The organism is Brevibacterium iodinum ATCC 49514 (genome assembly GCF_900169265.1).
Classification (GTDB): domain Bacteria; phylum Actinomycetota; class Actinomycetes; order Actinomycetales; family Brevibacteriaceae; genus Brevibacterium; species Brevibacterium iodinum.
In genome coordinates, this window is the sequence record NZ_FXYX01000002.1 from 46,160 (window position 1) to 67,485 (window position 21,326).

A 21,326-nucleotide genomic window follows, 5' to 3' on the forward strand; every position below is an offset into this window, starting at 1 on the left:
CGTTCGACCTGTTTGCCCTCGCCCTCGTCGGCAGCCGCTGCTCGCCTGCGGCGACTCCGTTGCGGTAACGGGGCGGTGAGAGTCCGACGAGTTCGCTGAAGCGAGTGCCGAAGGTGCCCAGGGACGAGAAGCCGACGGTGAAGCAGATCTCGGTTATCGTGAGATCGCCGCGGCGGATGAGGGCCATGGCCCGTTCGATCCTGCGCGTCAGGAGATACGAATACGGCGATTCGCCGAAGGCCGCTCTGAACCGGCGGCTGAAATGCCCGGAGGACATGCGCACGCCTGTGGCCAGGCCTCCCCGCTCAAGGGCTGGTCGAACTCGCGGTCGATGCGGTCCCGGACTCGGCGCAGAGCCACCAGCTGTTCGTTCACCCCTCGTCGACTCCCTGTTTCAGGGTGCGTCCGCGGAAGAAGTCGGGATGGCGGACGGATTGGATGATCATGATGACCACACCCAGGGCCAGCACCCCGATGCCGAGGACGAAGACGAGTCCGACGCCGAAGACCGAGGATCCCGAACCGTAGTCGGGGTCGAGCGAGTCGATTGCGGTGGTGACGAAGATGACCAGCAGGGTCACGCCCCCGATGAGCGGGAACAGGAGCCGGTAGAAAAACGTGCGGGTCGAGGCGAAGAGGCTGCGTCGGAAATACCAGATGCAGGCCAGACCCGTGATGCCGTAGTAGAAGCAGACTATGAGTCCCAGCGCAGTGATCGTGTCCCACAGAGCGTTCTCCGAGAGCAGGCGCATGACGACATAGAAGATGATCGCGGCCCCCGCCGAGGTGACGGTGGCGACCGATGGGGACTTGTAACGGGGAGAGACCCGACCGTACTTCTCCGGAAGCGCCCCGTAGTGGCCCATCGCCAGGATCGTCCGCGAGGGCGAGACCATCGTCGCCTGCAGCGAGGACAGGGAAGATGAGAGCACCGCAATGGACATGAGCACTGCGAAGGGCCCCATGACCGGGCCGGCGAGTGAGGCGAAGATCGATTCCTGGTTATCGGGGTTGCCCGCACCCAGGCCTTCGGTGCCGACTCCTGCGAAGGAGATGACGGCGATCGTGCAGGCGATGTAGATGATGACGATCGCGATGATCGTGAGCATGGCCGCGCGGCCAGGAGTCTTCTCCGGGTCCTTCGCCTCCTCGTTCATCGTGATCACCGTGTCCCAGCCCCAGAACAGGAAGATCGACAGCGATACTGCTGCCGCGACGGTGGAGAAGTCGCCGGCGGACAGCGGATTGAACCAATCAAGTGAGACCGGGGTCGAATCATAGGAGGTGCCGTTGGACACCTGCACAATCGCAGCGACGACGAACCAGCCCAGCGCCAGCACCTGGAAGGCGACCAGCCACACCTGCAGCTTCTCGGTGGCTTCGACTCCCCGATAGGACACCCAGGCCGCAGCAGCGGTGAGGATGATCGTCACGGGGATGTTGATCCACAGCACCCGTGTGAGTTCGGCGATGGACGGGTCGGAGAACACTTGGGACAGCAGGAGGAAGAGGAAGTCGACGGCCACGGCCGCGAGATTGGACAGCACGAGGACGGTGGCGGCGACGAGTCCCCAGCCTCCCATCCAGCCCAGCCAGGGCCCGAACGCTCTGGTCGCCCACGTGAACGTCGTGCCCGAATCCGGCATCGCGGTGTTCAGTTCCCGGTAGCCGAAGACGACGAGCAGCATCGGCACGAAGCCGATGAGCAGCACGGCCGGGGTGTGCACCCCGACCTCGGAGATCGTCGGGCCCAGTCCCGAGGTCAGCGTATAGGCCGGAGCGATGCAGGAGATGCCGATGACGGCTCCCCCCGATGGCTCCGATCTTGCCGGCGGAGAGTCCTTTGGAGCTCAGTCCGCTCGTGTTCGTCGACGGTGACGGCTGTGTGCTGCTCATCTCAGGACTTCTCGCCGAGGATCCTCTCGGCGGTGGCGGTGCCGATGCGCACCGCTCCGTCGACGTGCTGGTAGCCTTCGGCAGCGATATCGGAGCTGGCGAAGTGGATGGGCCCGACCGGATCGTTCTGGAACGGTCCCCACCGGTGCAGACCGCCCAGGTCGTAGCTCGTCGCATAGGCTCCGCGGGTCCATTCCTCCGCGCCGAAGTCGGAGAGGTAGAACACCCGGGGTTCGAGCGCCTTCGGGCCGAGGAATTCGGCGAGGACTTCGAGGATCTTCGTCCGGCGGGACTCTTCGTCCAGGGCCCACATGGCATCGGCGTTGACATCGGAGATGAAGCCGACGAGAGTGCCCTGCTCTTCACCGTGGTTCGTATTGTCGTAGACCTCTTGGACGAGACGGGAGGCGCCGAAACCGGTTCCGCACAGACCGTCTTCGCGCCAGAACGGGGTGTCGTAGGTGGCGTGGACCTTGATGACGAGTCCCATCGCCTGGTGTTGGTGGAAGATCTGCTGGAGCCTCGGCAGAGGCGGGTCATAGCTGATGCGCGAGTAGAGGTTCGGTGGCACGGCGACGATCGCCTGGCCTGCGCTGACTGTCAGTTCGTCGGTCGATACACTCACTCCGGTCTCCGACCATTCGATCCGGCGCACCGGCTGCTGCAGACGGACGATGTCCTCGCCGAGCTCCTCGGCCATCTGCACCGAAACCGACTGCATCCCGCCGACGACGCGACGATCGAGGATGAAATGATCGTCGACGAGATTCGTGAAGGATCCCGCCGAGGCGGCCATGAGAATGGCTTGGAGTGCTGAGAAGGTGGTGGCGGGCTTGGTCAGCATGCCGCCGGCGACGAACAGCCCGATGTTCTCACATGCGAGTTCGTCCTCGGACTGCTGACGCAGCCAGTGGTGAAAGGAGATCGAGTCGAGTTCGGCAGCGTCCTCGGCATCCCAGGGTGCCTTCGGACCGATCCGGGCGGCGAGTTCGTCGAGGATGCCGATGAGGCGCTCCATCTCGGACTGGGTCGACTCCCCCACGGGGAACATCTCCCCCGAATAGACGGTACGAGTTCCGTCGGGAGCGATGTACACGCTGTCTCCGTCACGGTACCGCGGGTAGGTCTCTTTGCCGAGTTCGTCGACGAGGGCCAGCAGCGCGGTCTGGTCCGGGGAGATCCACTGTCCGCCGAGTTCGAACATCTGCCCGTCGATGTGTTCGGTCCAGGTGCGGCCGCCCACGCGGTCGCGGGCCTCGAGCACGATGACGCTCCGTCCGGCTTTCCGCAGCCGACGGGCGGCGCTCAGGCCCGATGGGCCTGCTCCGATGATGACGACGTCACGGGTTTCTGCGGACACGACGAACTCCTCCTGAAGCGATTGGGGCGGCTTCAGACTAACGAGGTCCCGGGCCCGTGCCAAGACGGATTCGGCAAGTGCGGAATCCGCACTCGCCCGCGCGGTCAGCGGAATTCGCGGGGATCCGCCGCAGGGTCGTTCTCGAGAGCGGTGATGAAGCTCCACGAATCGGGTCGCGAACCGTCGAGGTCATTGAATCCGTAGTGGACGGCCAATCCGTGGGTGTCCTGCGTCGTCGAGTTGAAGCAGTGCCGGTCGGGATCGGCGGCCAGTGTGACAACGGAACGACCGAGCAGATGAGGCGTCTCGGAGATCGCGAAATCGCGTGGTGGTTCGGTGCGGGTTTCGTCGAGCGAGTCGCGCATCCAGTCGTCCTCTGTGGTACCGAAGTGATCGAGCATCATCTCCGATCGCAGCCAACCGGGGGTGATGGCGACGGCCGTCGCTTCCGCCTTGTCGAGTTCGTGGCCGAGTCCGAAGGCCAGACGGCTCACCGCCGTCTTCGTGAGGTCGAGGAAGATGCTCTCGCGGTAGTGGCTCGCGTTGAACTCTGCGGTGCCGTCGGTGATCTCGATATGGAGACCGCCCGGCTTCCGTGTGAGCAGGGGCAGGGCAGCATGTGCGGTGTGCAGGTGAGTGAGCAGACCCGACCGGAACAAGCGCATCTCGGCGTCGAGTTCGGTCTCCCAGAACGGCGTGCCCCACTCCACGTAGGCTTCTCCCCCGATGTCGTTGACGAGGATGTCGAGACGACCGTGGTCGGTGTCGATCTGGCCGATCACCTGTGAGATCCGGGCCGCATCGAGGTGATCACAGACGTGGGCTTCGGCCTGGCCGCCTTCGTCGGTGATGAGGGCGACGGTGCCTTCGATCGTCTCTGTGCGTCCGTAGTCGGAGGGACGCCCGTGGGTCGATCAGCCGGTGCAGTGGACGAAGGCGCCGGCGCGTGCGAGATCGCGGGCGATGGCGCGGCCGGCTCCTCGGGTGGCCCCGGCGACGAGGGCGACCTTGCCGCTCAGTGCACGGTGGGAGAACGGAGCGAAGTCGGCAGGGTCGGCGGCGTGAGCTGATTCCGGTGTCGGTGTATTCATGGAACCAGTCTCATCGGCTTCCACTGACATCTCGTGTCAGTGTCCTTCATTGTTCTCAGAAATATGAAAGCTGCTCGCCTCGTTTCGGAGATCGTCATCCTCGGTGCGCGTTCGCGGCCGATCACGGCAGCCGATCTCGCGCGACGTCTCGAGGTCACCGAGCGGACGATCTACCGTGACCTCGGTGAGCTGTCGCGGATGGGCGTTTTCGTCGTCACCGAGGCGGGGCCCGGCGGCGAGATCAGCCTCCTCGGCGACTGGGTCTCGCCTGTGGCGGGTCTGACCAGGGACAAACTCGATTCCCTCCTCATCGGCTCCCATGCTGCGGCAGATCTCGGCTTCTCGTCCGCGTTGGCCTGGGCGCGAGCGAAAGTTCTCACCGAATCGTCATCGGCGTTCTCGCAGATCATCCTCGTCGACGGGCCGGACTGGTTCATGGCTGAGGAGAATCCCGAGCAGCTCGACCTCATTGTCACCGCACTGCGCACTCAGCGGGGACTGCAGGTCGCGTATCGCGGACGGAACGGTCTGCGATCGCGCACGCTTCTGCATCTGGGGGCTCGTCGTCAAGGCCGGTCGCTGGTATCTCGCGGCTCAGCCGCCGGGAGGCAGGCCTCGAACCTATCGAGTCTCACGGATCGGCTCGCCCGAGCTGCGATTCCTCCGCTGCACTCCCCCACCGAATTTCGACCTCGCGGCCTACTGGACGGGTGCGCAGGCCGAATTCGACGCCTCGATCCGTCGAACTCGTGTGAGACTGCGGCTGCCCGTGGCCCAGATCGATGGCCTTCTGCGTACGATTCCGGGCCGACTCACCGAGGATGCCGTCAACGCGGGGCGGACGGATCGCGACACCATCGAGATCGACCTTCCCATGGAACCCGACGAGGTGGCTGTCAGTCAGCTCGTCACCGTGCCCGGCGTCGAGGTCCTCTCACCAAAACAGCTCCGCCGCGACCTGCACGATCGTGCACGGGCCGCGGCGGAGCTCATTGAGTGATGTGAGCAGTCAGCAGCTCACCGGTGGGGTCACTGCACTTCGTACTTGCCGTTGATCTGGCCGGCGCCGACGCCGCCGACGGCTTCCATGGCGGCCTTGGACAGGTCGAAGCACCGATTGCCGTGGTAGGGGCCGCGGTCGTTGACGCGCACCGTCACGGACTTTCCGTTCGCGCTGTTCGTGATCTTCACCTTGGAACCGAACGGCAGGGTCTTATGGGCCGCGGTGAGCTTGTTCGTATCAAACTTCTCACCGTTTGCAGTCGGACGGCCGTCGAATCCGTCACCGCCGCCGTAGTAGGACATGGGGCAGCTGCCGGATTCCCCGGCCGACTTCCCGGAGTTCGACGGTCCGTCGTTCTCATCCGCGGAGCCGCCAGCCGAACCCTCCTCGCCAGAAGATTCTCCACCGCCGGTCGAGTCCTCTTCCTTCTTGTCTGCGGTCTTCGACGGCTCGGGGCTGGGTGTCTCGATATGGGTGTCGATCGTGACTTCTGCGGGCTTCTCCTTGGCCTGCTTCTTCGCCTTGGCGAGGAATTCATCTGCGGCCTTCGTCGGTTCGGAGACGGCGACGGCGGGGGCTTCGGCGGGCGCTTCGGCCACGACCTGGCCGCCCGAGGAGGAATCATTGGGCACCATTGCGAGGCTCGAAGCGACGACGGCTGCCGTTGCGGCGGTCGGCACGATGAAGGCGGAGAGCACCGGACGGGTGCGCACTGCCGCCAGCACTCCCCCGGCGGTGTTCTGACGGTCGATCGGTCCGTGGCGTCCGGTCTTCTTCTTCGCCGTCAGCGCTGAGAAGATCGAGCCGGTCTTCTTGGTGCTCGGTGCTGAGTGTCTGCCCACAGTGGTGTTCCTCGTCATCATCAGAGAGTGTCTCGGCAACTCGGAGATGCAATGGGAAGACCTCTCGCAGCAGTGCGCTCGAGGAGAAACTCCAAGTTATCTGATCGTTATCTTCACAAATTCTAGTTAAGGAACTGTTACAAAAGCAATGTGGCACACCGAAACGGTGTGCCACATGGATGAGAGTCTGCTCACTGAGTGCTTCGGCGAGAGTTGGTCAACCGCCGCCTCTCGAACGCGGTGCGCGAGCTGCGCAGATCCAGGCCGGTGGAGTCTGCCCGGTCAGCGGGACTTGCGCGTCACCAGCTTCCGGACGTTGTCGGCTCCCGTCGTCACGGTCTCCTGCGCCCGGTCGAAGGCTCGTTCGACCTTGCCGCTGCGCACAGCGTCATCGATCGCGTGAGAAACGCTTCCCAGTGCACGGTTGACGCTGTTCTCGGTGGCTTCGATGAGGCGAGAGGTCGAGGCCGCCTCACGCGCGTTCTTCACACCGGTGCTCGCAACGCTGTAAGCGCGTCCGGCGGCCCGGCGGGCGCGTTCGGTCGGGGTCTTCGCGGTCGCGTCGATGACGTCGTCGGGTTCGATGGGTTCGCGGTGTGAGCTCATGGCTCCATCCTTGAACACAGCCTCGGTGAAATCAACACCCTGGTTAGGATTGGACCATGAATTCCCAGCGGGAGGTCATCGCGGACCCAGAGATCATCGCACATCGAGGCGGCCTGTGGCCGGGGATGAGTGAGAACACCCTTGAGGCCTTCGCCGCTGCGGCGGCGGTCGGTGTCGAGTGGATGGAGACCGACGTCCACGCCTCCGCTGACGGCGTCCTCTTTGCCGCGCACGATGCCGACCTCATTCGCATTGCCGGACTGGACCACACCATTCGGGAACTGCCGGCAGCCGAGCTCGACCGAGTTGAACTCCTCGCAGGGGGTCGGCTCCCCCGCCTCAAGGCGTTGGTGGAAGCACTTCCGAAGGTGCGATGGAACATCGATGTCAAAGCCGCTCACAGCATCGGTCCGATGATCCGCTTCGTTCACAATTTCCATGCCGCCGACCGCATCCGCCTCGCTTCCTTCGATTCCGCAACGCTCCGCCGGCTGCGCATAGCTCTGCCCGGTGTGCGGACGTCGACGGGGACGACGGAGACCGCCCTCTTCGCCCTCGGTCGACTGCCTGGAATTCCCGATCACGGGGTTGTTCCCCTCCCGCCCGGAGCCGACGCTCTCCAGGTTCCGGTCTCGTTCAGACGGGTCCCCGTGGTCACAGCGGATTTCGTCGACCGGGCTCACCGCTCAGGGCTGCTCGTCCACGTCTGGACAATCAACGACGAGGCGACGATGCGGAGGCTGCTCGACCTCGGTATCGACGGGATCGTCACCGATGATGTCGAACTCGGCCTCTCGGTGCTGGCAGGCCGACACGGCTGAATCGAGAACCCGGTCGAGGAATGGATCCCTCCCGGTCGGCGAGGAATATTCGATCACGGTAGACTGTTGCATTGCGTCCAAGGTGTGCAGTCGAGTCGGAAGGTCTTAGATATGAGCGAACGCAGTCTCCGCGGAACACAGTTGGGCTCGCGCAGCCTCGAAACCGAAGAGGGCGTCGAGCCGGCACCCCGCCAGATGGTCGAATTCGAATGCGAAGACGGGACCCGTTTCAAGGTGCCGTTCTCCATCGAAGCCGAAGTCCCCTCGACCTGGGATTCGGGAATCCACGGCATCGGTGTCCGCGTCGGAGTCAACGAACCCGATGGCGAACCCGTCAAGCATGTGCGTTCCCACTGGGACATGCTCCTGGAACGCCGATCCTTCGACGAACTCCAGGTGCTCCTCGACGAGCGCCTCGCAATCCGTCGCGGTGAGGTTCCGGCTCAGAGCTGAATCAGCCGCAACAGGAACCCATAAGGGGTGCAGGTCAACCGACCTGCACCCCTTATTGCTACCTGACGGCGGCCCAGCAACCTCGCGCGAGGTTGCTGGGCCGCCGTCAGGTAGTAAGAGGGGTTGGTTAGGTGGTGGGGCTGGAGCGGGTCAGCAGACGGCGCAGCTGACTGCGGCGGCGGGTCAGGCCCCAGCCGGCGACCTTCGTGAACGCCTCGGAGATGATCGAGCCGCTCATCTTTGATTCGCCGAGCTCGCGTTCGACGAAGACGATGGGCACCTCGGCGACACGGAATCCGGCCTCCACGGTCCGGTAGGTCATGTCGATCTGGAAGCAGTATCCCTGCGACTGCACACCGGAGAGATCGAGTGCCTCGAGCACAGCGCGGTTGTACGCGCGGAAACCGGCAGTCGCATCTTTGACTCCCAAACCCATGACAGCGTTGACGTAGACATTCGCGCCGCGGGAGAGGAAATATCTCGACTTCGGCCAGTCGACGACCTCGCCGCCTGGCACCCACCGTGAGCCGATGATGAGGTCCCCTCGCCTTTCTGCCGCGGCATCGAGCAGCTGCCCCAGGTCGAGTGAGCGGTGGGAGCCGTCGGCATCGAACTCGCAGATGATCTCGTAGTCGCGGTCCAATGCCCATTCGAATCCAGCGATATAGGCCATTCCGAGGCCCGACTTCTCGCTGCGGTGGAGGACGTTGATGCGGGGATCCTGCTCAGCCTGCTCATCGGCCCACTCGCCAGTTCCATCGGGAGAGCTGTCGTCGACGATGAGGACGTCGACTTCGGGCTGCTGTTCGAACAGTCCGGCCAATGTCACGGGGAGGGCGAGACGTTCGTTGAAGGTGGGGATGACGACAAGAATCTTGGAAAGCACGGACTCCACGATACGGGAAACTCGCCCCAGACAATGAGTCGACACCCCCGCCTTCGGACCACGCTGCCGCAGCAGCGAGTTATCTATTGACGGGAGTGCCGACTCCATCCCACGTCAAGCGGAATGTTCACGTCGAATCTAGTGGCCGCCGGAGACTTTGCAAAATCGCTGTGACCTGGGCTGATGGCTGAAACTGCAGGTCAGAGGCTTAATTAGAAACCGAAATTTTCAGTCTATCGGCGTGTCGGCTGGACAGGCCGAAGCATCGGTTTCAGATCAGAGTTCCACCCGGGTGGGCAGTGCCACATCGGGAGACAATTCGGGCAGCCCCGGTGTACCCGACCGCGGATCGGTGCTCCAGGCTGCGACGCGCGGGTCGGCGACCTGGACGACGAGCCGTTCGACCTTCCAGCGCACGATATCGGCATCGGCACCGGGGGCGAGCACTCCGCCTTCGGGATTGCCAGCCGCACGGTGGGCGAAGCGGGTCGCAGCGTTGAAGGCCGCACGGGCGCCGATTCCTCCGTCGCCGACGACGGCATCCCGCACTCCTGCCCAAGGCGAGGTCTCGGAATGGCTGAAGGACACCTGCGCCCCTGCTGCGAGCAGCTGAGCCAACGGCTGCGGGCGAGCCGGGTCGAGGGTGATGGCGATTCCGCTGCGACCGAGGGCTTCGACCTGATCGTCCGGAACGGCGAAGTCCAGGCGCAGACGGTACCCGTGGCGTTGGGCATGAGCGGCATCGGCCCGCAGGGTCTCGAGCACCTCGGTGAGCTGGTCGTCCGATGCGACGAGGATGAAGAGGCTCAGTGCCGGCAGCTCCTCGAGTCCGAGCAGGTCAGCGGCGGTGATCGAGGCGCGACGGGTCCCGGCAGAACCGGAGTCCAGCTGCGGGTAGTCGACGATCGACAGCGCTTCCGGGGCGTCGGCGGCGAAGCGGGCGACCGCCTCGGCGGTGCCGATCGCGTGCACATGGGTGAACCCCTGTGCGTACAGGTCGGCGGCCGACGGGGCCGAGTCGTCCACGATCAGCCCGGCATGGACGAAGCCCGGGGTGAGGAAGTCCTCACCGAGGTCGATCGCCTCCGGGTCCAGAGCCTTGGCCGCTTCATCGGAACCGATGAACGAGACCTTCCCGTCCGCAGATCCCAGCGCCGTCGCAAACGGGTCGACACTGCTGTAAACATCTCCACCAAAGTACATAGTCACAGCCGACAGGCTACACCGTCGGCCGTTGCGGCTACACCTGTGTCAGAAGGGTCGGGTATCGTCACCTGATGTGAAGCCCTTGGTTCTGCTCGATACTCCAGCCCTGTACTACCGCGCCTTCTATTCGGTGCCGGATTCGATCGTCAACGCCGACGGTCACCCGGTCAACGCCGTTCGAGGGGTCCTCGACACCGTCGCCCAGATGGTGCGCCGGTTCGACACCGATCGTGTGATCGCGACGATGGACGCGGATTGGCGTCCGGCCTTCCGCACCGCGATCATGCCCGAGTACAAGGCGGCACGTGTTAAGGACGAGGAAGCCGGCACGGAGATCCCACCGGAGCTGGCCGTGCAGCTGCCGATCATGAACCGCGTCCTCACGGCCGCGGGGATTCCCATCGCCGAGGTGGCCGGAACCGAAGCCGATGACGTCATCGCCACGATGGCCGCCCAGTCGAGGACCCCTGTGGTCATCGTCTCCCCCGACCGCGATCTGTTGGCTCTGCTCGACTCGTCCGCCGAAGTCAGCGTACTGCGCCCTCGGAAAGGCGGCGAGTGGGAAGCCCTGGCGCAGACCGACCTGCCGACGGCCTACGGAGTGCCCGACGGCGCCCGCTATCGCGAGCTCGCCGCTCTGCGCGGCGATCCTTCCGACGGGCTTCCCGGCGCACCTGGCATCGGGGAGAAGACCGCCGCGACCCTGCTGGAGAACTTCGGCTCCCTCGAATCGATCGTGAAGGCCGCCAAGGCCGGGGTGAAGACCGGGGGGCTCAGTCCCAGGCGAGCCGCAACGATCATCGAGGTCGAGGAGAGTCTGTACAAGACTCTGGAGGTTATGCGCTGCCTGACCGATGTCGATCACGGCATCGACCTCGACACCGTCCCGCACAGCTTCGACCGCGACGCGGTCGAAGCTGCGGCCGAGGGGCAGAACATCCGCCGCTCCGTCGACAATCTCATTGGTGCTCTCGAATCCGTGTCGGGGACCGCCGGTGCGGCATCTGCACACTCCGCGGCACCTGGGCGCACCGCAACGGCGTCCGCGTCACCCGAGTCTGCCGAGTCAGCTGAGTCGACACCCCGGAGCGGGAACGCCGGTTCGTGGGCTCAGTCTCGGCTCGTCGGCTTCGACCTCGAGACCACCGGAGTCGAACCGGCCACTGCCCGCATCGTCACCGCCGCCTTCGTCGACGCTGCGGATCATGTGCGCACGTGGCTGGCCGATCCGGGCATCGAGATTCCCGAATCGGCGCGGGCGGTCCACGGCATCACCACCGAATTCGCTCAGGCCAACGGAGCGGCCGCCACCCAGGTCATCAGCGAGCTGTGCGCAGAATTCGCCGCGCTGAGAGAAGAGGGCGCCATCATCGTGGGGCACAACGTCGTCTACGACCTCAGTGTGATGGCCACCGAGGTGGCCCGCCACCGCCCGGACATCGATTTCCCCTCGATCATCCCAACGATCGTCGACACCTTCGTCGTCGACAAGCACATCGATCCCTACCGCAAGGGCAAACGGACGCTCATCGAGACGGCGAAGACCTACCGAGTCGAACTCCTCGACGCCCATGATGCTGCCGCCGACGCTCTGGCCGCTCTGGACATTTCCCGAGCATTGGCCGAAAAGTCGACGGAAATCTCCGCGATGAGCAACGATGAGATCATGGCCGCACAGGCCGATTGGAAGCGGTCACAGGCGGCAGGGCTGCAGGCCTGGCTGCGGAAGAAGGGCAACGCCGAAGCCGTCGTCGACGGTTCGTGGCCCATGTCCTGAACGCTAGACTCGACACCGACGTACAAACGACGAAGGACGACAATGGGATTCTTTTCTCGCCTGCTCAACCGACCCGGCTCTCATGCGGAGAAGACGACAGGTTGGTTCGAGCGCGCCGTCGACGATCTGGACGCGGCCGGGCGCGAATTCTCCGAGCTCAGCGATGCCGAACTCACGGAGGCTGCCGGCGAGGTCTTCGCTTCGGGCACCCAGCAGCAGACGCTCATCCGCTACTGCGCTCTGGCGCGCGAAGCCGGTGAGCGGGTTCTGGACGAACGCGCCTATGACACACAGCTTCGCGGACTCATCGGCCTGCTCCAGGGCAGCATCGTGCAGATGGCCACCGGTGAGGGCAAGACCCTCGTCGGTGCGCTGGCCGCAGCCGGCTACGCACTGCAGGGGCGACGCGTGCACGTCGTCAGCGTCAACGACTACCTCGCCGTCCGTGACCGCAACTGGATGAAGCCCCTGTTCGACCTCCTCGGAGTGAAGTCAGCCGCGATCTCCGGTGCGCAGGGCGACGGCGAACGCCGTGAAGCCTATCGCTCCGAGGTCGTCTACGCCTCCGTCACCGAGGTCGGCTTCGATGTCCTCCGTGACCGGTTCCTGACAGAGGATGCCGATCAGCGGGTTCCCGAACGCGATGTCGTCATCGTCGATGAAGCCGACTCCGTGCTCATCGACGAAGCGCGTGTGCCGCTCGTCCTCGCCGGTTCTTCCAGTGTCCAGGACACCGACGCCGCGATCGCAGCGCTCGTGTCCCGGCTCAGCCCGGACACCGACTATGAGGTCAGCGCCGACAGGCATGCCGTCTCACTCACCGACGCCGGGGTCGACCGGGTCGAGGAGGAACTCGACGTCGAACTCTTCGGAGAGGACTCCGAGACTCTGGCCGCCGTCAACTTGGCACTCCACGCCCGGGCGCTGGTCAGACGCGATGTCGACTATCTCGTCGTCGATGGACGGATCAAACTCATCTCCTCGTCGCGAGGCCGCGTCGCCGAACTCCAGCGCTGGCCGGACGGGCTCCAAGCCGCGGTCGAAGCCAAGGAGAGCCTCGACGCCACCGACAGCGGTGAGATCCTCGATCAGATGACGGTCGAAGAGCTCATCCACGGCTATCGGACCGTCTGCGGAATGACCGGCACCGCCCTGGCCGTCGGGGACGATCTGCGCGAATTCTATGGGCTGGAGATCGTGCCCATCGACACGCACCTGCCCGTGATCCGAGTCGACGAACCCGACCGCCTGTTCACCTATCAGGAGTCGAAGGAACGAGCGATCGTCGAAGAGGTCGCCGACCATCATGCCCGCAGCCGTCCCGTTCTCATCGGAACCTCCTCGGTGGCCGAGAGCGAGTCGCTGGCCGAACGGCTGACCGAACGCGGAATCGACGTCGCCGTCCTCAACGCCAAGGACGATTCCCGGGAAGCAGAGATCATCGCGAAAGCCGGTGCACCCGGTGCGGTGACGGTGTCGACACAGATGGCCGGACGCGGAACGGACATCCGACTGGCCGACGACGAGGTCGCTGACGCCGGGGGCCTCCTCGTCATCGGTGCCGGTCGCTATCCGTCATCGCGACTCGATGACCAGCTGCGCGGTCGCGCAGGTCGTCAAGGCGATCCCGGCACGTCCGTGTTCTTCACCAGCCTCGAAGACGAACTGGTCACCAGGGTTCCCGAAATCCAACGCTTCGTCTCCGAAGGTGATGAGACGGGCCTCATCGAATCCAAGCGCGCGCTCGGCCTCGTCGAACACGCTCAGCGCATCGCTGAGGGACAGAACACCGCACTGCATCGTGACACCTGGCGCTTCAATGAGCTCATGGCTAAACAGCGCGAGCTCGTCCTTGAGCGCCGAGCCGAGATCCGCAAAGACGACGAGCCCGTCGAACAGCTGCGCAAGGAGCTCGGCGACCGTGCCGATGAGATCGCGCAGGACCACTCCGAGGAGCTGCTGGACTCGGTGCTGCGAGAGGTCATGCTCTTCCACCTCGACGCGCGTTGGGTCGATCACCTCGCCTTCCTCAACGATTTGCGTGAGGGCATTCACCTGCGCACATTCGCCAGGGAGAAGCCGCACGAGGCGTTCAACACCGAGTCGATTCGCGTCTTCTCATCGTTCTGGTCCGATGTCATCGACGATTCGAAGTCGACGGTCGAGGAAGCGACGATCACCGATGAGGGAATCGACCTCGAGTCGCACGGACTCAAACGCCCGTCGTCGACGTGGACCTATCTCACGACGGAGAACGCGTTCGGCTCCGACATCGAGAACATCGTCAAGAAGGTCCGTCGCTGAGACGATGACGCTGCGACTGCGCTCCCCCTGCGGAGAGCGCAGTCGCGGTGACGGTCAGGAGTCGGCGACGACTCCGCGACGAATGGCTTCGATGGTGCGACGCACACGCACTGCGGTCTCCGCATCGATGACCTCCGCGACCTGACCGAGCAGATCGAGACTCTGCTTGGCCCATCTGACGAAGTCACCGGCGGCGATATCGCTGCCCCGCAGTGATTCCGACAGTGTTTTGCCTTCCGTCCACCGGTACATCGGTCTGATCAGCCCACGGTCCGGTTCGTCAGTCGTGGTCAGAGCATGCTGTTCTTCGAGGTGGAAGAGCCGACGCCAGATCGTCTCCGATTCATCGCAGACAGCCTTGAGGTCGGCGCTCGGAGCCCGATGTGCGGTCAGGGTGTCCCTGCGCGACTGGAAGACGAAGATCGATGCGAAGGCGGCAAGTTCCGGCTCATTGAGTCGGTCCCACAATCCGGCGCGGATCGTCAGTGCCACCAGGAGATCCCGTTCGCCGTAGATCCGACGCAGCATCGTCGAGTGCTCGGGATCGAACCCGAGCCCGCGCAGCACATCCTGGACTCGGTCGAACACCAGAGCGATCGAGGTGGTGCGGCCTTCGATCCGGGCGATGAGCGAATCGTTCTCCCGGATGAGCTTGTCCGCACGGTTGGCCCATCGGGCGTGGAGTTCCCGGTCCGGGCAGTCGTGACAGGGATGTGCCCGCATCTGCGCTTGGAGTTCGGCGACAGTGGTGCTCTCCCCCTGATGCTCTCGGGTTGATTCCCAATGGGCTTCCGCATCGACCCTGCCGTCGGCAACGGCGGCTTCGAGGATGGACAGCAGCTGCCTGCGGTCGCCTGCCTGCCGGTGGTTGAACTTCTTCGGTACTCGGACGCGCCCTTGAGAGGCGACGGGTTCGGTCACCTCGTGGGGTCGCAGATGCCACACCTTGCCCTGCTCTGTGAGGACGGTGGGCAGTCGTGAGACTCCGTCCTTGCTGCTCATCGGAGAGATGATGACTGCGCGTCCGCCGACGCGTTTGGCCGGCATCGTGACGACATCGCCGATCTTGAGAGCGGTGAGGGATTCGACGATGTCGCGCTGCCTGTTCCGCGACTTCGTCCGGGTCTCCTGCTTCTGGGTGTCCGAGATCGCCCGGCGCAGTCCGGCGTATTCGGAGAAGTCACCGCGGTCGCAGTGCATGGACTTCTCGTACGCCTCGATCGTGGCTTCGTTCTTGCGCACCTTCCGCGCCAGGCCGACGACGGCCTTATCGGCCTGGAACTGGGCGAAGGAGGTCTCGAGCACCTTGGCTGCCTCGTCCGAACTCATTCGCGACAGCAGATTCGCCGTCATGTTGTAGGTCGGCCCGAACGCCGAATTCAGTGCGTAGGAGCGGTTCGAGGCCAAGGCTGCCAGCTCGCTGACCTCGATGGTCGGGTGCCAGACCACAACCGAATGGCCGATGCGGTCGATTCCGCGGCGACCGGCTCGTCCGGTCAGCTGGGTGTACTCCCCCGGGGTGATCATCACATGTGCTTCGCCGTTGAACTTCACGAGCTTTTCGAGCACGACGGTGCGCGCAGGCATGTTGATGCCCAGCGCCAGCGTCTCCGTGGCGAAGACGACCTTGATGATTCCCTGCGAGAACAGTTCTTCGACGAGCTGTTTGAACTGCGGGATCATCCCCGCATGGTGCGCGGCAACTCCGAGCAGCAGACCCTCTCGGAAGGTGTGGTACCCGAGGATGCCGAGGTCTTCGTCGGCGAGATCGTCGCGCAGCGACTCGAGAGCGGCATTGACGATCGTCTTCTCCTCCCGAGAGTTCAGATCGGTGCCCGTGCTCAGATACTGTTCGACGGCTTCATCGCAGCCGTTGCGGGAGAAGATGAACATGATTGCCGGAAGCATGGCCGCCTCGGCGAGAGATGCCACCACCTGAGTGCGGCTGGGACGGCGGAACCGGGCACGGGTGGCACGTGCGCGCTTCGACCGCGGTCCCCCGTGTGTGCGAGTGGCGTGGTTGAGTGCCGGATCGATGCGGTCGGAATCGCTGTGCGTGAACAGGTCGTACATCCGGTGGCCGACCAGGACGTGGTTGACCAGCGGCACCGGCCGGTGAGTCGTGGATACGATCGTCGTCGGTCCCCGGACTTCCCGCAGCCAGGCCCCGAACTCCTCCACATTCGACACCGTCGCCGACAGAGACACCATCTGCACACGGTCCGGCAGGTGGATGATGACCTCTTCCCACACCGGTCCGCGGAACCGGTCGGCGAGGTAGTGGACTTCGTCGAGGACGACGAATCCGAGGTCCGAGAGACCGGACACGTCGTTGTAGAGCATATTGCGCAGCACTTCGGTGGTCATCACAATAATCGGCGCATCGCGGCGGATCGACGTGTCGCCGGTGAGCAGCCCGACGTTCTCCGACCCATGGACCTCTGCGAGGTCATTGAACTTCTGATTGCTCAGCGCCTTGATCGGGGTCGTGTAGAAGACCCGTTTGCCCTCGCCGCGGGCCAACTCCACTGCGAACTCCGCGATGAGCGTCTTGCCGGCTCCCGTCGGCGCTGTGACCAGCACGTCCTCGCCGTCCTGCAGATGACTGCAGGCTTCGATCTGGAAGTCATCAAGGGCGAACTCGGTGCGCTCCATGAACTGTCCCAAGGGAGTGCGGGCGAATTCCGCGCGCGCCTTGAAATCGGCATAGGCGGCCGAGGGGCTCAGCGGTTCTTCGGCGGAAGTGTCGGTCGAAAGCGGCGTAGGGTCAGTCATTCTTCTCTTCGTCGGTCAGTTCGTCCTCGTCGACCCACAGGCCCTGCGCGATGAGGCGCTTCTTACGTCGGCGATCATTGAAGACGCAGATCACCCACGCCAGACAGAACAAGGTCATCATGGGGATGACGAGGAAGAACATGGACATTGCGTCCGGAGTCGGGGTGGCGATCGCGGCGAACAGGAAGACGAGCATGACGATGATGCGCCACGACTTCTTAATCCTCTCCGCCGACAGGATTCCGAGCATGTTGAGTCCCACCATGAGCACGGGAAGGACGAATGCGAGTCCGAAGACGACGATGATGATCATCACGAAGCTCAGGTAGTCCTGTGCCGGGATGATGTTCGTGCCGCCCTCGGGGGTGAACGAGGTCAGTGCCTTCACCGCATTGGGCAGAGCGAAGAATGCCATGGTCGACCCGGCCAGGAACAGCGGAATCGCTGCCCCGAGGAATCCGAGTGAGTACAGCTTCTCCTTGCGCTTCAGTCCCGGGACGATGAAGGCCCAGACCTGATAGAGCCAGATGGGGCAGGAGAGGAAGAGACCGATGAAGAAAGAGAGCTTGATCTTCAGGTCGAAGGGAGAGGCGACTCCGGCAAAGTTGATCTCGGCCATCCGTCCCCCGTTGTCACGGATCGTCCGGATCGGCTCTTGGAGGATGTCGAGGACAGGGTCGTAGAGGAACCAGCCTGCCACCGCGCCCAGAGCGATGGCGATGGCGGAGATGATGACGCGATTGCGCAACTCGACGAGGTGCCCGACGACGGGCATCTTCTTCTCAGGATTGCTCTTCCGTGATCGAGATGGCTTCCGCTGGCTGTTCTCTTTCACTTCTCGTGAGACTGCGGGTCCTGCTTCTCTCGCCGCGACTCCTCGGTACCAGTGGTTTCACCGGTGGCCGTGGTGGAATCGGTCGAGGAGTTCTGGTTGAGCGCTCCCGGCTCGGTGGTCTTGCCGGATTCGTCGTCGTCGCGCAGGTCCTTGACTTCGGACTTGAAGATCTTCATCGACTGTCCCAGGCTTCGGGCCAGCTGCGGCAGTTTGGGTGCGCCGAAGATGATCACGATGATGAGGATCACGATCGCGATCTGCACGAAACTTGGTTTCATGGGGAGCTCCTTGGATTGTTGATGCTGTGGATGATTCTACGCGCTGCGGCTGAGCCTTTCATCCACATCCGGGCGCAGTCTTCGTCTCAGCCGAGCCTGCGCAGGGCGGCCGCAACGGCTTCGGTGTCGTCGATCTCGGTGATGACATCGGCATGGCAGAGCAGGAACCGGCTGAGCCAATCCACCGAATGCACGAGCAGGCGGATGCGTACGCTCGTGTCACCGCCGTCGAGGTACTCGCGATTCGTCACGTCGAGTTCATCTGCCAGCCATGCTCCCGCGGCCGAGAGACCGAGGGTGACTTCGTAAGAGCTCGTCGTCGACTCACTGACCGACATCGGCGGATGCGCTGCCGGTTCCCAGGAACGGATGCGACCCAAGGCGAAGCGGCGGGGCGCTCCGGCCGAGTAGCACCAGGCATCGACGTACCAGTCAGCACCGGGTACGAGCCGGGTCGGGGCGATGGTCCGGGTCGTGAGTTCGTCGCGGGAGCCGACGTAGTAGTCGATGCTCATCGCCGTGCCTTCTTCGACAGCCTGCCGCAGTGCGGTCAGCAGCTCTTCGTCGGCATCGATGGGGCTGACATCGACGGCGGTGCGCAGGTTCTCTCCTGCCGCTGCACGCAGTTTGGATGCTGCAGTGGCCACGGCGTCGGAATCGAGTCCGGGCAGGGAAGAGAGCATGTCGAGCGCGAGCACGAGGACGCCGGCTTCCTCGGCGCTGAGCCGCACGGGCACGGAGACCTCTTCGGCGTTGGAGATGAAGATCTGCCCGCCTTCCCAGGACGCGTCGATGAGATCATCGGGCATATGTCCGGGTCGACCTGTGACGAACAGCAGCTGCAGATCATCGATGAGGGTGTCGGAGTCGATGCCGAAATAGGCGGCGGTCTCTTCGAGGTCCGCCCCGGGATGCGCATCGAGGTAGGGCACGAGACTGAGCAGCCGGGTGAGGCGTTCACGCGCTGAGGACACAGGTGCCTCCCAAGCGGTTGAGCGAGTCCCGAATCGTTTCGCGTCGGCGGTCGACGGCACGCACGAGGTCGGGCGGATCGACCACGTCGACGGCGTCCCCGAAGCCGACGATCTCAGCGGCGAGGCCCTCGACATCGGAATATCCGATGATCACGGCGTCTCCGTCGCTGCGGATCTGTCGACGGCGCAGCGGATCGGCCCGGTGGGCACGGATGCGCAGTGTCGCCTCGGCGACGACGGCCATCTCGGAACTCGACTGCAGGGCCAGCTGCGGGGAGAAGTCCTCGGGAATCTCATAGTCGCCGGGTTCACGGCCGCTGAGCTTCGCGATCCCTCCCTCCACACGGGAGAGCCGGAAGGTGCGCCGCGCCTGCCGGTCGAGGTCGAAGCCGAAGAGGTAGACGCGGTCACCGCGGCTGAGCAGAGCATAGGGTTCCAGACGCACTTTCCTCGCGCTCTGGCCGGGTTTGTGGTAGCGGAAGCCGACGGCTTCCCGGGCGTTGATGTGGTGAAGGGCTGTGGCGAAGTTCGCGCTCGCCAGTCGGTGCGCGGCGGTGCCTGGGTCGACGCCTCCCGGTCCGGCGGCGGACTGGCCGAGGTCGATGCCGAGAGCACGCAGCTTCGTCAGCGCCTGAGCCGAGGACTCCCCCAGTTCGGTCTCCGACCAGAACGCGGCGGCCACGGTCACGGCAGCCACCTCGGCGGGGGTCAGATCGACGTCGCCCATCGCATAGTCGGCGGTCGAGATCCGATACCCCGTCTCTCCCACATCACCGTAGGCATCGTGTTCGGCCCGGGTGGCGATGGTGATGCCCATGTGCCGCAGCAGCTCTTTGTCGCGAGAGAATTTGCGGTCGAAGGCGACCTCGTCGAGTCCGGAATAGCCGTCGATGGCGCTCATCAGCGTTTTGCGCGACACCCAGCCGCGGGAAGCGCGCAGAGCGATCAGCAGATTCATCAGACGTTCGGTCTGCTGTCTCTGTCTGCTGGTGCGGGGTGTATTCACGATTCCACCGTAACCTAAGCCGGGCGATAGTCTTGGGACCATGATTCATTGGCGCAAAGGAATCGTCGCAGCGATTCGCTCCACCCGGCCAGGATACACAGAGGTCGAGGTCGAACTGGACGAGGCCGTGCCCGGCACCGATGTGAGATCCATCCGAGCGGTCGCCTATACCGATGCTGTCGGGCATCCGCAGAACCAGGACACCGTCATCGTCAATGTCTCGGCTCTTGCGAAGCGCCTGGGCACCGGAGGCTTCGGTCTCATCGTGGCCCTACCCGATGCGTTGCCTGCCGATCCCCCGGACGGCCCCGGTCATCTGGTCAAGGACCGCTATTCGCCGTTGCAGACGATGGTCCTCGGCGTCGACGATCAGGAGTCGCAGCACCATTCGACCCTCGCCGAGGCGGACAGCCTCGGTGGCATGCCGGTGGTCGTGGCCGATCTGCATTCGGCTCTGCCCGCGGTGCTTGCCGGCATCCGCGCCGTCGACCCGTCGTTGTCGGTGGCCTATGTGCTCAGTGATGGTGCGGCTCTGCCGGCCCCGTTCTCTCAGGCCGTCGCCGGGCTCAAGGACGCCGGCTGGCTTAAGGGCGTGATCAGCACAGGCCAGGCTTGGGGCGGAGATCTCGAAGCGGTGACCATCCACACGGGGCTGCTCGCGGCCAAGCACGTGATGGGTGCCGATATCACCATCGTCGCTCAGGGCCCTGGGAATCTGGGCACCGGCACGAAGTACGGCTATTCGGGGCTGGTCACCGGAGAGCATCTCAATGCCGCGGCGCTGCTCGGCGGGCATCCGATCGGTCTGCTGCGGATGTCGAACGCCGATGCCCGCGGCCGCCATTTCGGCATCTCCCATCATTCGCTGACGCCCTTGAGTGAGATCGCACGACCGGGAATGACCGTACCGGTGCCCGATTTCTCCACCCTCGCCGAGGCGGAAAGAGCCGAGATGGACCCGGATCCCGGTGTCGTCGCCGAGACCGTGGCCGAGCAGCTGCATCGACTCCGGATGCATGATCTCGTCGACATCGATCTGGCGGGGCTGTGGGAAGCTCTGCGCACTTCACCTGTGCGTCTGTCGACGATGGGCAGGAAGCTGCCCGCCGATGCTGCGTCGTTCCTCGCAGCAGCCGCCGCTGGACGCTGCGCCGCCGGGCTCGTCCGCCGCTGACCGCGTCGAACACAGGTCACCGCCTCATCTCCGCAGAAT

18 protein-coding genes and 3 pseudogenes are annotated in these 21,326 nt (G+C 64.4%); 7 read left to right on the forward strand and 14 right to left on the reverse strand.

Features of this window, described 5'->3' with window-relative positions; genetic code table 11:
- Positions 1-25: 25 nt before the first annotated feature.
- The 5 genes and pseudogenes from BI49514_RS16825 to BI49514_RS16830 form a co-directional block, all read right to left on the reverse strand.
- Positions 26-375 (reverse strand): annotated as a pseudogene (locus BI49514_RS16825) (helix-turn-helix domain-containing protein); the annotation flags it as partial.
- Positions 372-1,896 (reverse strand): annotated as a pseudogene (locus BI49514_RS02995) (APC family permease). The pseudogenes BI49514_RS02995 and BI49514_RS16825, both read right to left, overlap by 4 nt.
- A gap of 1 nt (position 1,897) precedes the next feature.
- Positions 1,898-3,256 (reverse strand): flavin monoamine oxidase family protein, encoded by a 1,359-nt coding sequence (locus tag BI49514_RS03000; protein WP_101544181.1) that lies wholly within the window; start codon positions 3,254-3,256, stop codon positions 1,898-1,900.
- Positions 3,257-3,360: 104 nt separating this feature from the next.
- Positions 3,361-4,128, reverse strand: a complete 768-nt coding sequence (locus tag BI49514_RS03005) for an SDR family oxidoreductase (protein ID WP_257904109.1) — start codon at positions 4,126-4,128, stop codon at positions 3,361-3,363.
- A gap of 42 nt (positions 4,129-4,170) precedes the next feature.
- Positions 4,171-4,347 (reverse strand): hypothetical protein, encoded by a 177-nt coding sequence (locus BI49514_RS16830; protein ID WP_244195099.1) that lies wholly within the window; start codon positions 4,345-4,347, stop codon positions 4,171-4,173.
- Positions 4,348-4,410: 63 nt separating this feature from the next.
- On the opposite strand from BI49514_RS16830, the pseudogene BI49514_RS16835 reads away from it, so the two are divergent.
- Both BI49514_RS16835 and BI49514_RS16840 read left to right on the forward strand, forming a co-directional pair.
- A pseudogene (locus BI49514_RS16835) lies at positions 4,411-4,521 on the forward strand (HTH domain-containing protein); the annotation flags it as partial.
- 295 nt (positions 4,522-4,816) lie between these two features.
- Positions 4,817-5,347 (forward strand): helix-turn-helix transcriptional regulator, encoded by a 531-nt coding sequence (locus BI49514_RS16840; RefSeq protein ID WP_244195100.1) that lies wholly within the window; start codon positions 4,817-4,819, stop codon positions 5,345-5,347.
- A gap of 29 nt (positions 5,348-5,376) precedes the next feature.
- Here BI49514_RS16840 and BI49514_RS17155 read toward each other — a convergent pair whose 3' ends face one another.
- Together BI49514_RS17155 and BI49514_RS03020 are read right to left on the reverse strand one after the other, a co-directional pair.
- Positions 5,377-6,210: a septal ring lytic transglycosylase RlpA family protein gene (locus BI49514_RS17155; RefSeq protein ID WP_101544423.1), complete on the reverse strand. Its 834-nt coding sequence runs from the start codon at positions 6,208-6,210 to the stop codon at positions 5,377-5,379.
- 264 nt (positions 6,211-6,474) lie between these two features.
- Entirely contained in the window at positions 6,475-6,798 is a 324-nt protein-coding gene (locus BI49514_RS03020) for a hypothetical protein (RefSeq protein ID WP_101544182.1), read from the reverse strand.
- A gap of 56 nt (positions 6,799-6,854) precedes the next feature.
- Here BI49514_RS03020 and BI49514_RS03025 point away from each other — a divergent pair, with 56 nt between their 5' ends.
- Complete coding sequence (locus BI49514_RS03025; protein WP_101544184.1) at positions 6,855-7,619, forward strand: glycerophosphodiester phosphodiesterase family protein; 765 nt, start codon at positions 6,855-6,857, stop codon at positions 7,617-7,619.
- 111 nt (positions 7,620-7,730) lie between these two features.
- Positions 7,731-8,072 carry an RNA polymerase-binding protein RbpA gene (locus BI49514_RS03030; RefSeq protein WP_098731087.1) on the forward strand — a complete coding sequence of 114 codons (342 nt, stop codon included), beginning with the start codon at positions 7,731-7,733 and terminating at the stop codon, positions 8,070-8,072.
- A gap of 127 nt (positions 8,073-8,199) precedes the next feature.
- On the opposite strand, the gene BI49514_RS03035 is transcribed toward BI49514_RS03030, so the two are convergent.
- Complete coding sequence (locus BI49514_RS03035; RefSeq protein WP_244195101.1) at positions 8,200-8,958, reverse strand: polyprenol monophosphomannose synthase; 759 nt, start codon at positions 8,956-8,958, stop codon at positions 8,200-8,202.
- A 276-nt stretch (positions 8,959-9,234) separates the two neighbouring features.
- Entirely contained in the window at positions 9,235-10,161 is a 927-nt protein-coding gene (locus BI49514_RS03040) for a metal-dependent hydrolase (protein ID WP_101544188.1), read from the reverse strand.
- A gap of 76 nt (positions 10,162-10,237) precedes the next feature.
- Between BI49514_RS03040 and BI49514_RS03045 the strand changes: the two genes are divergently transcribed.
- Positions 10,238-11,941 (forward strand): 5'-3' exonuclease H3TH domain-containing protein, encoded by a 1,704-nt coding sequence (locus tag BI49514_RS03045; protein ID WP_244195102.1) that lies wholly within the window; start codon positions 10,238-10,240, stop codon positions 11,939-11,941.
- A 42-nt stretch (positions 11,942-11,983) separates the two neighbouring features.
- Positions 11,984-14,245 carry an accessory Sec system translocase SecA2 gene (gene secA2, locus BI49514_RS03050; protein WP_101544191.1) on the forward strand — a complete coding sequence of 754 codons (2,262 nt, stop codon included), beginning with the start codon at positions 11,984-11,986 and terminating at the stop codon, positions 14,243-14,245.
- Between the two features lie 54 nt (positions 14,246-14,299).
- On the opposite strand, the gene BI49514_RS03055 is transcribed toward secA2, so the two are convergent.
- The 5 genes from BI49514_RS03055 to BI49514_RS03075 all read right to left on the reverse strand — a co-directional run bounded on the left by BI49514_RS03055 (position 14,300) and on the right by BI49514_RS03075 (position 20,113).
- Positions 14,300-17,020 carry a DEAD/DEAH box helicase gene (locus BI49514_RS03055; RefSeq protein WP_101544193.1) on the reverse strand — a complete coding sequence of 907 codons (2,721 nt, stop codon included), beginning with the start codon at positions 17,018-17,020 and terminating at the stop codon, positions 14,300-14,302.
- Positions 17,013-17,855 (reverse strand): twin-arginine translocase subunit TatC, encoded by an 843-nt coding sequence (gene tatC / locus BI49514_RS03060; RefSeq protein WP_338063760.1) that lies wholly within the window; start codon positions 17,853-17,855, stop codon positions 17,013-17,015. The genes BI49514_RS03055 and tatC overlap by 8 nt, the downstream gene beginning before the upstream one ends.
- Complete coding sequence (tatA, locus tag BI49514_RS03065; RefSeq protein WP_101544196.1) at positions 17,852-18,133, reverse strand: Sec-independent protein translocase subunit TatA; 282 nt, start codon at positions 18,131-18,133, stop codon at positions 17,852-17,854. Before tatA ends, tatC begins: the two co-directional genes overlap by 4 nt.
- Before the next feature lie 86 nt (positions 18,134-18,219).
- Positions 18,220-19,107, reverse strand: a complete 888-nt coding sequence (locus tag BI49514_RS03070) for a WYL domain-containing transcriptional regulator (RefSeq protein ID WP_101544197.1) — start codon at positions 19,105-19,107, stop codon at positions 18,220-18,222.
- Complete coding sequence (locus tag BI49514_RS03075; RefSeq protein WP_244195103.1) at positions 19,091-20,113, reverse strand: helix-turn-helix transcriptional regulator; 1,023 nt, start codon at positions 20,111-20,113, stop codon at positions 19,091-19,093. Before BI49514_RS03075 ends, BI49514_RS03070 begins: the two co-directional genes overlap by 17 nt.
- 40 nt (positions 20,114-20,153) lie before the next feature.
- Here BI49514_RS03075 and BI49514_RS03080 point away from each other — a divergent pair, with 40 nt between their 5' ends.
- Positions 20,154-21,287, forward strand: a complete 1,134-nt coding sequence (locus BI49514_RS03080; RefSeq protein ID WP_101544201.1) for a DUF3866 family protein — start codon at positions 20,154-20,156, stop codon at positions 21,285-21,287.
- The last annotated feature ends 39 nt before the right edge of the window (positions 21,288-21,326 follow it).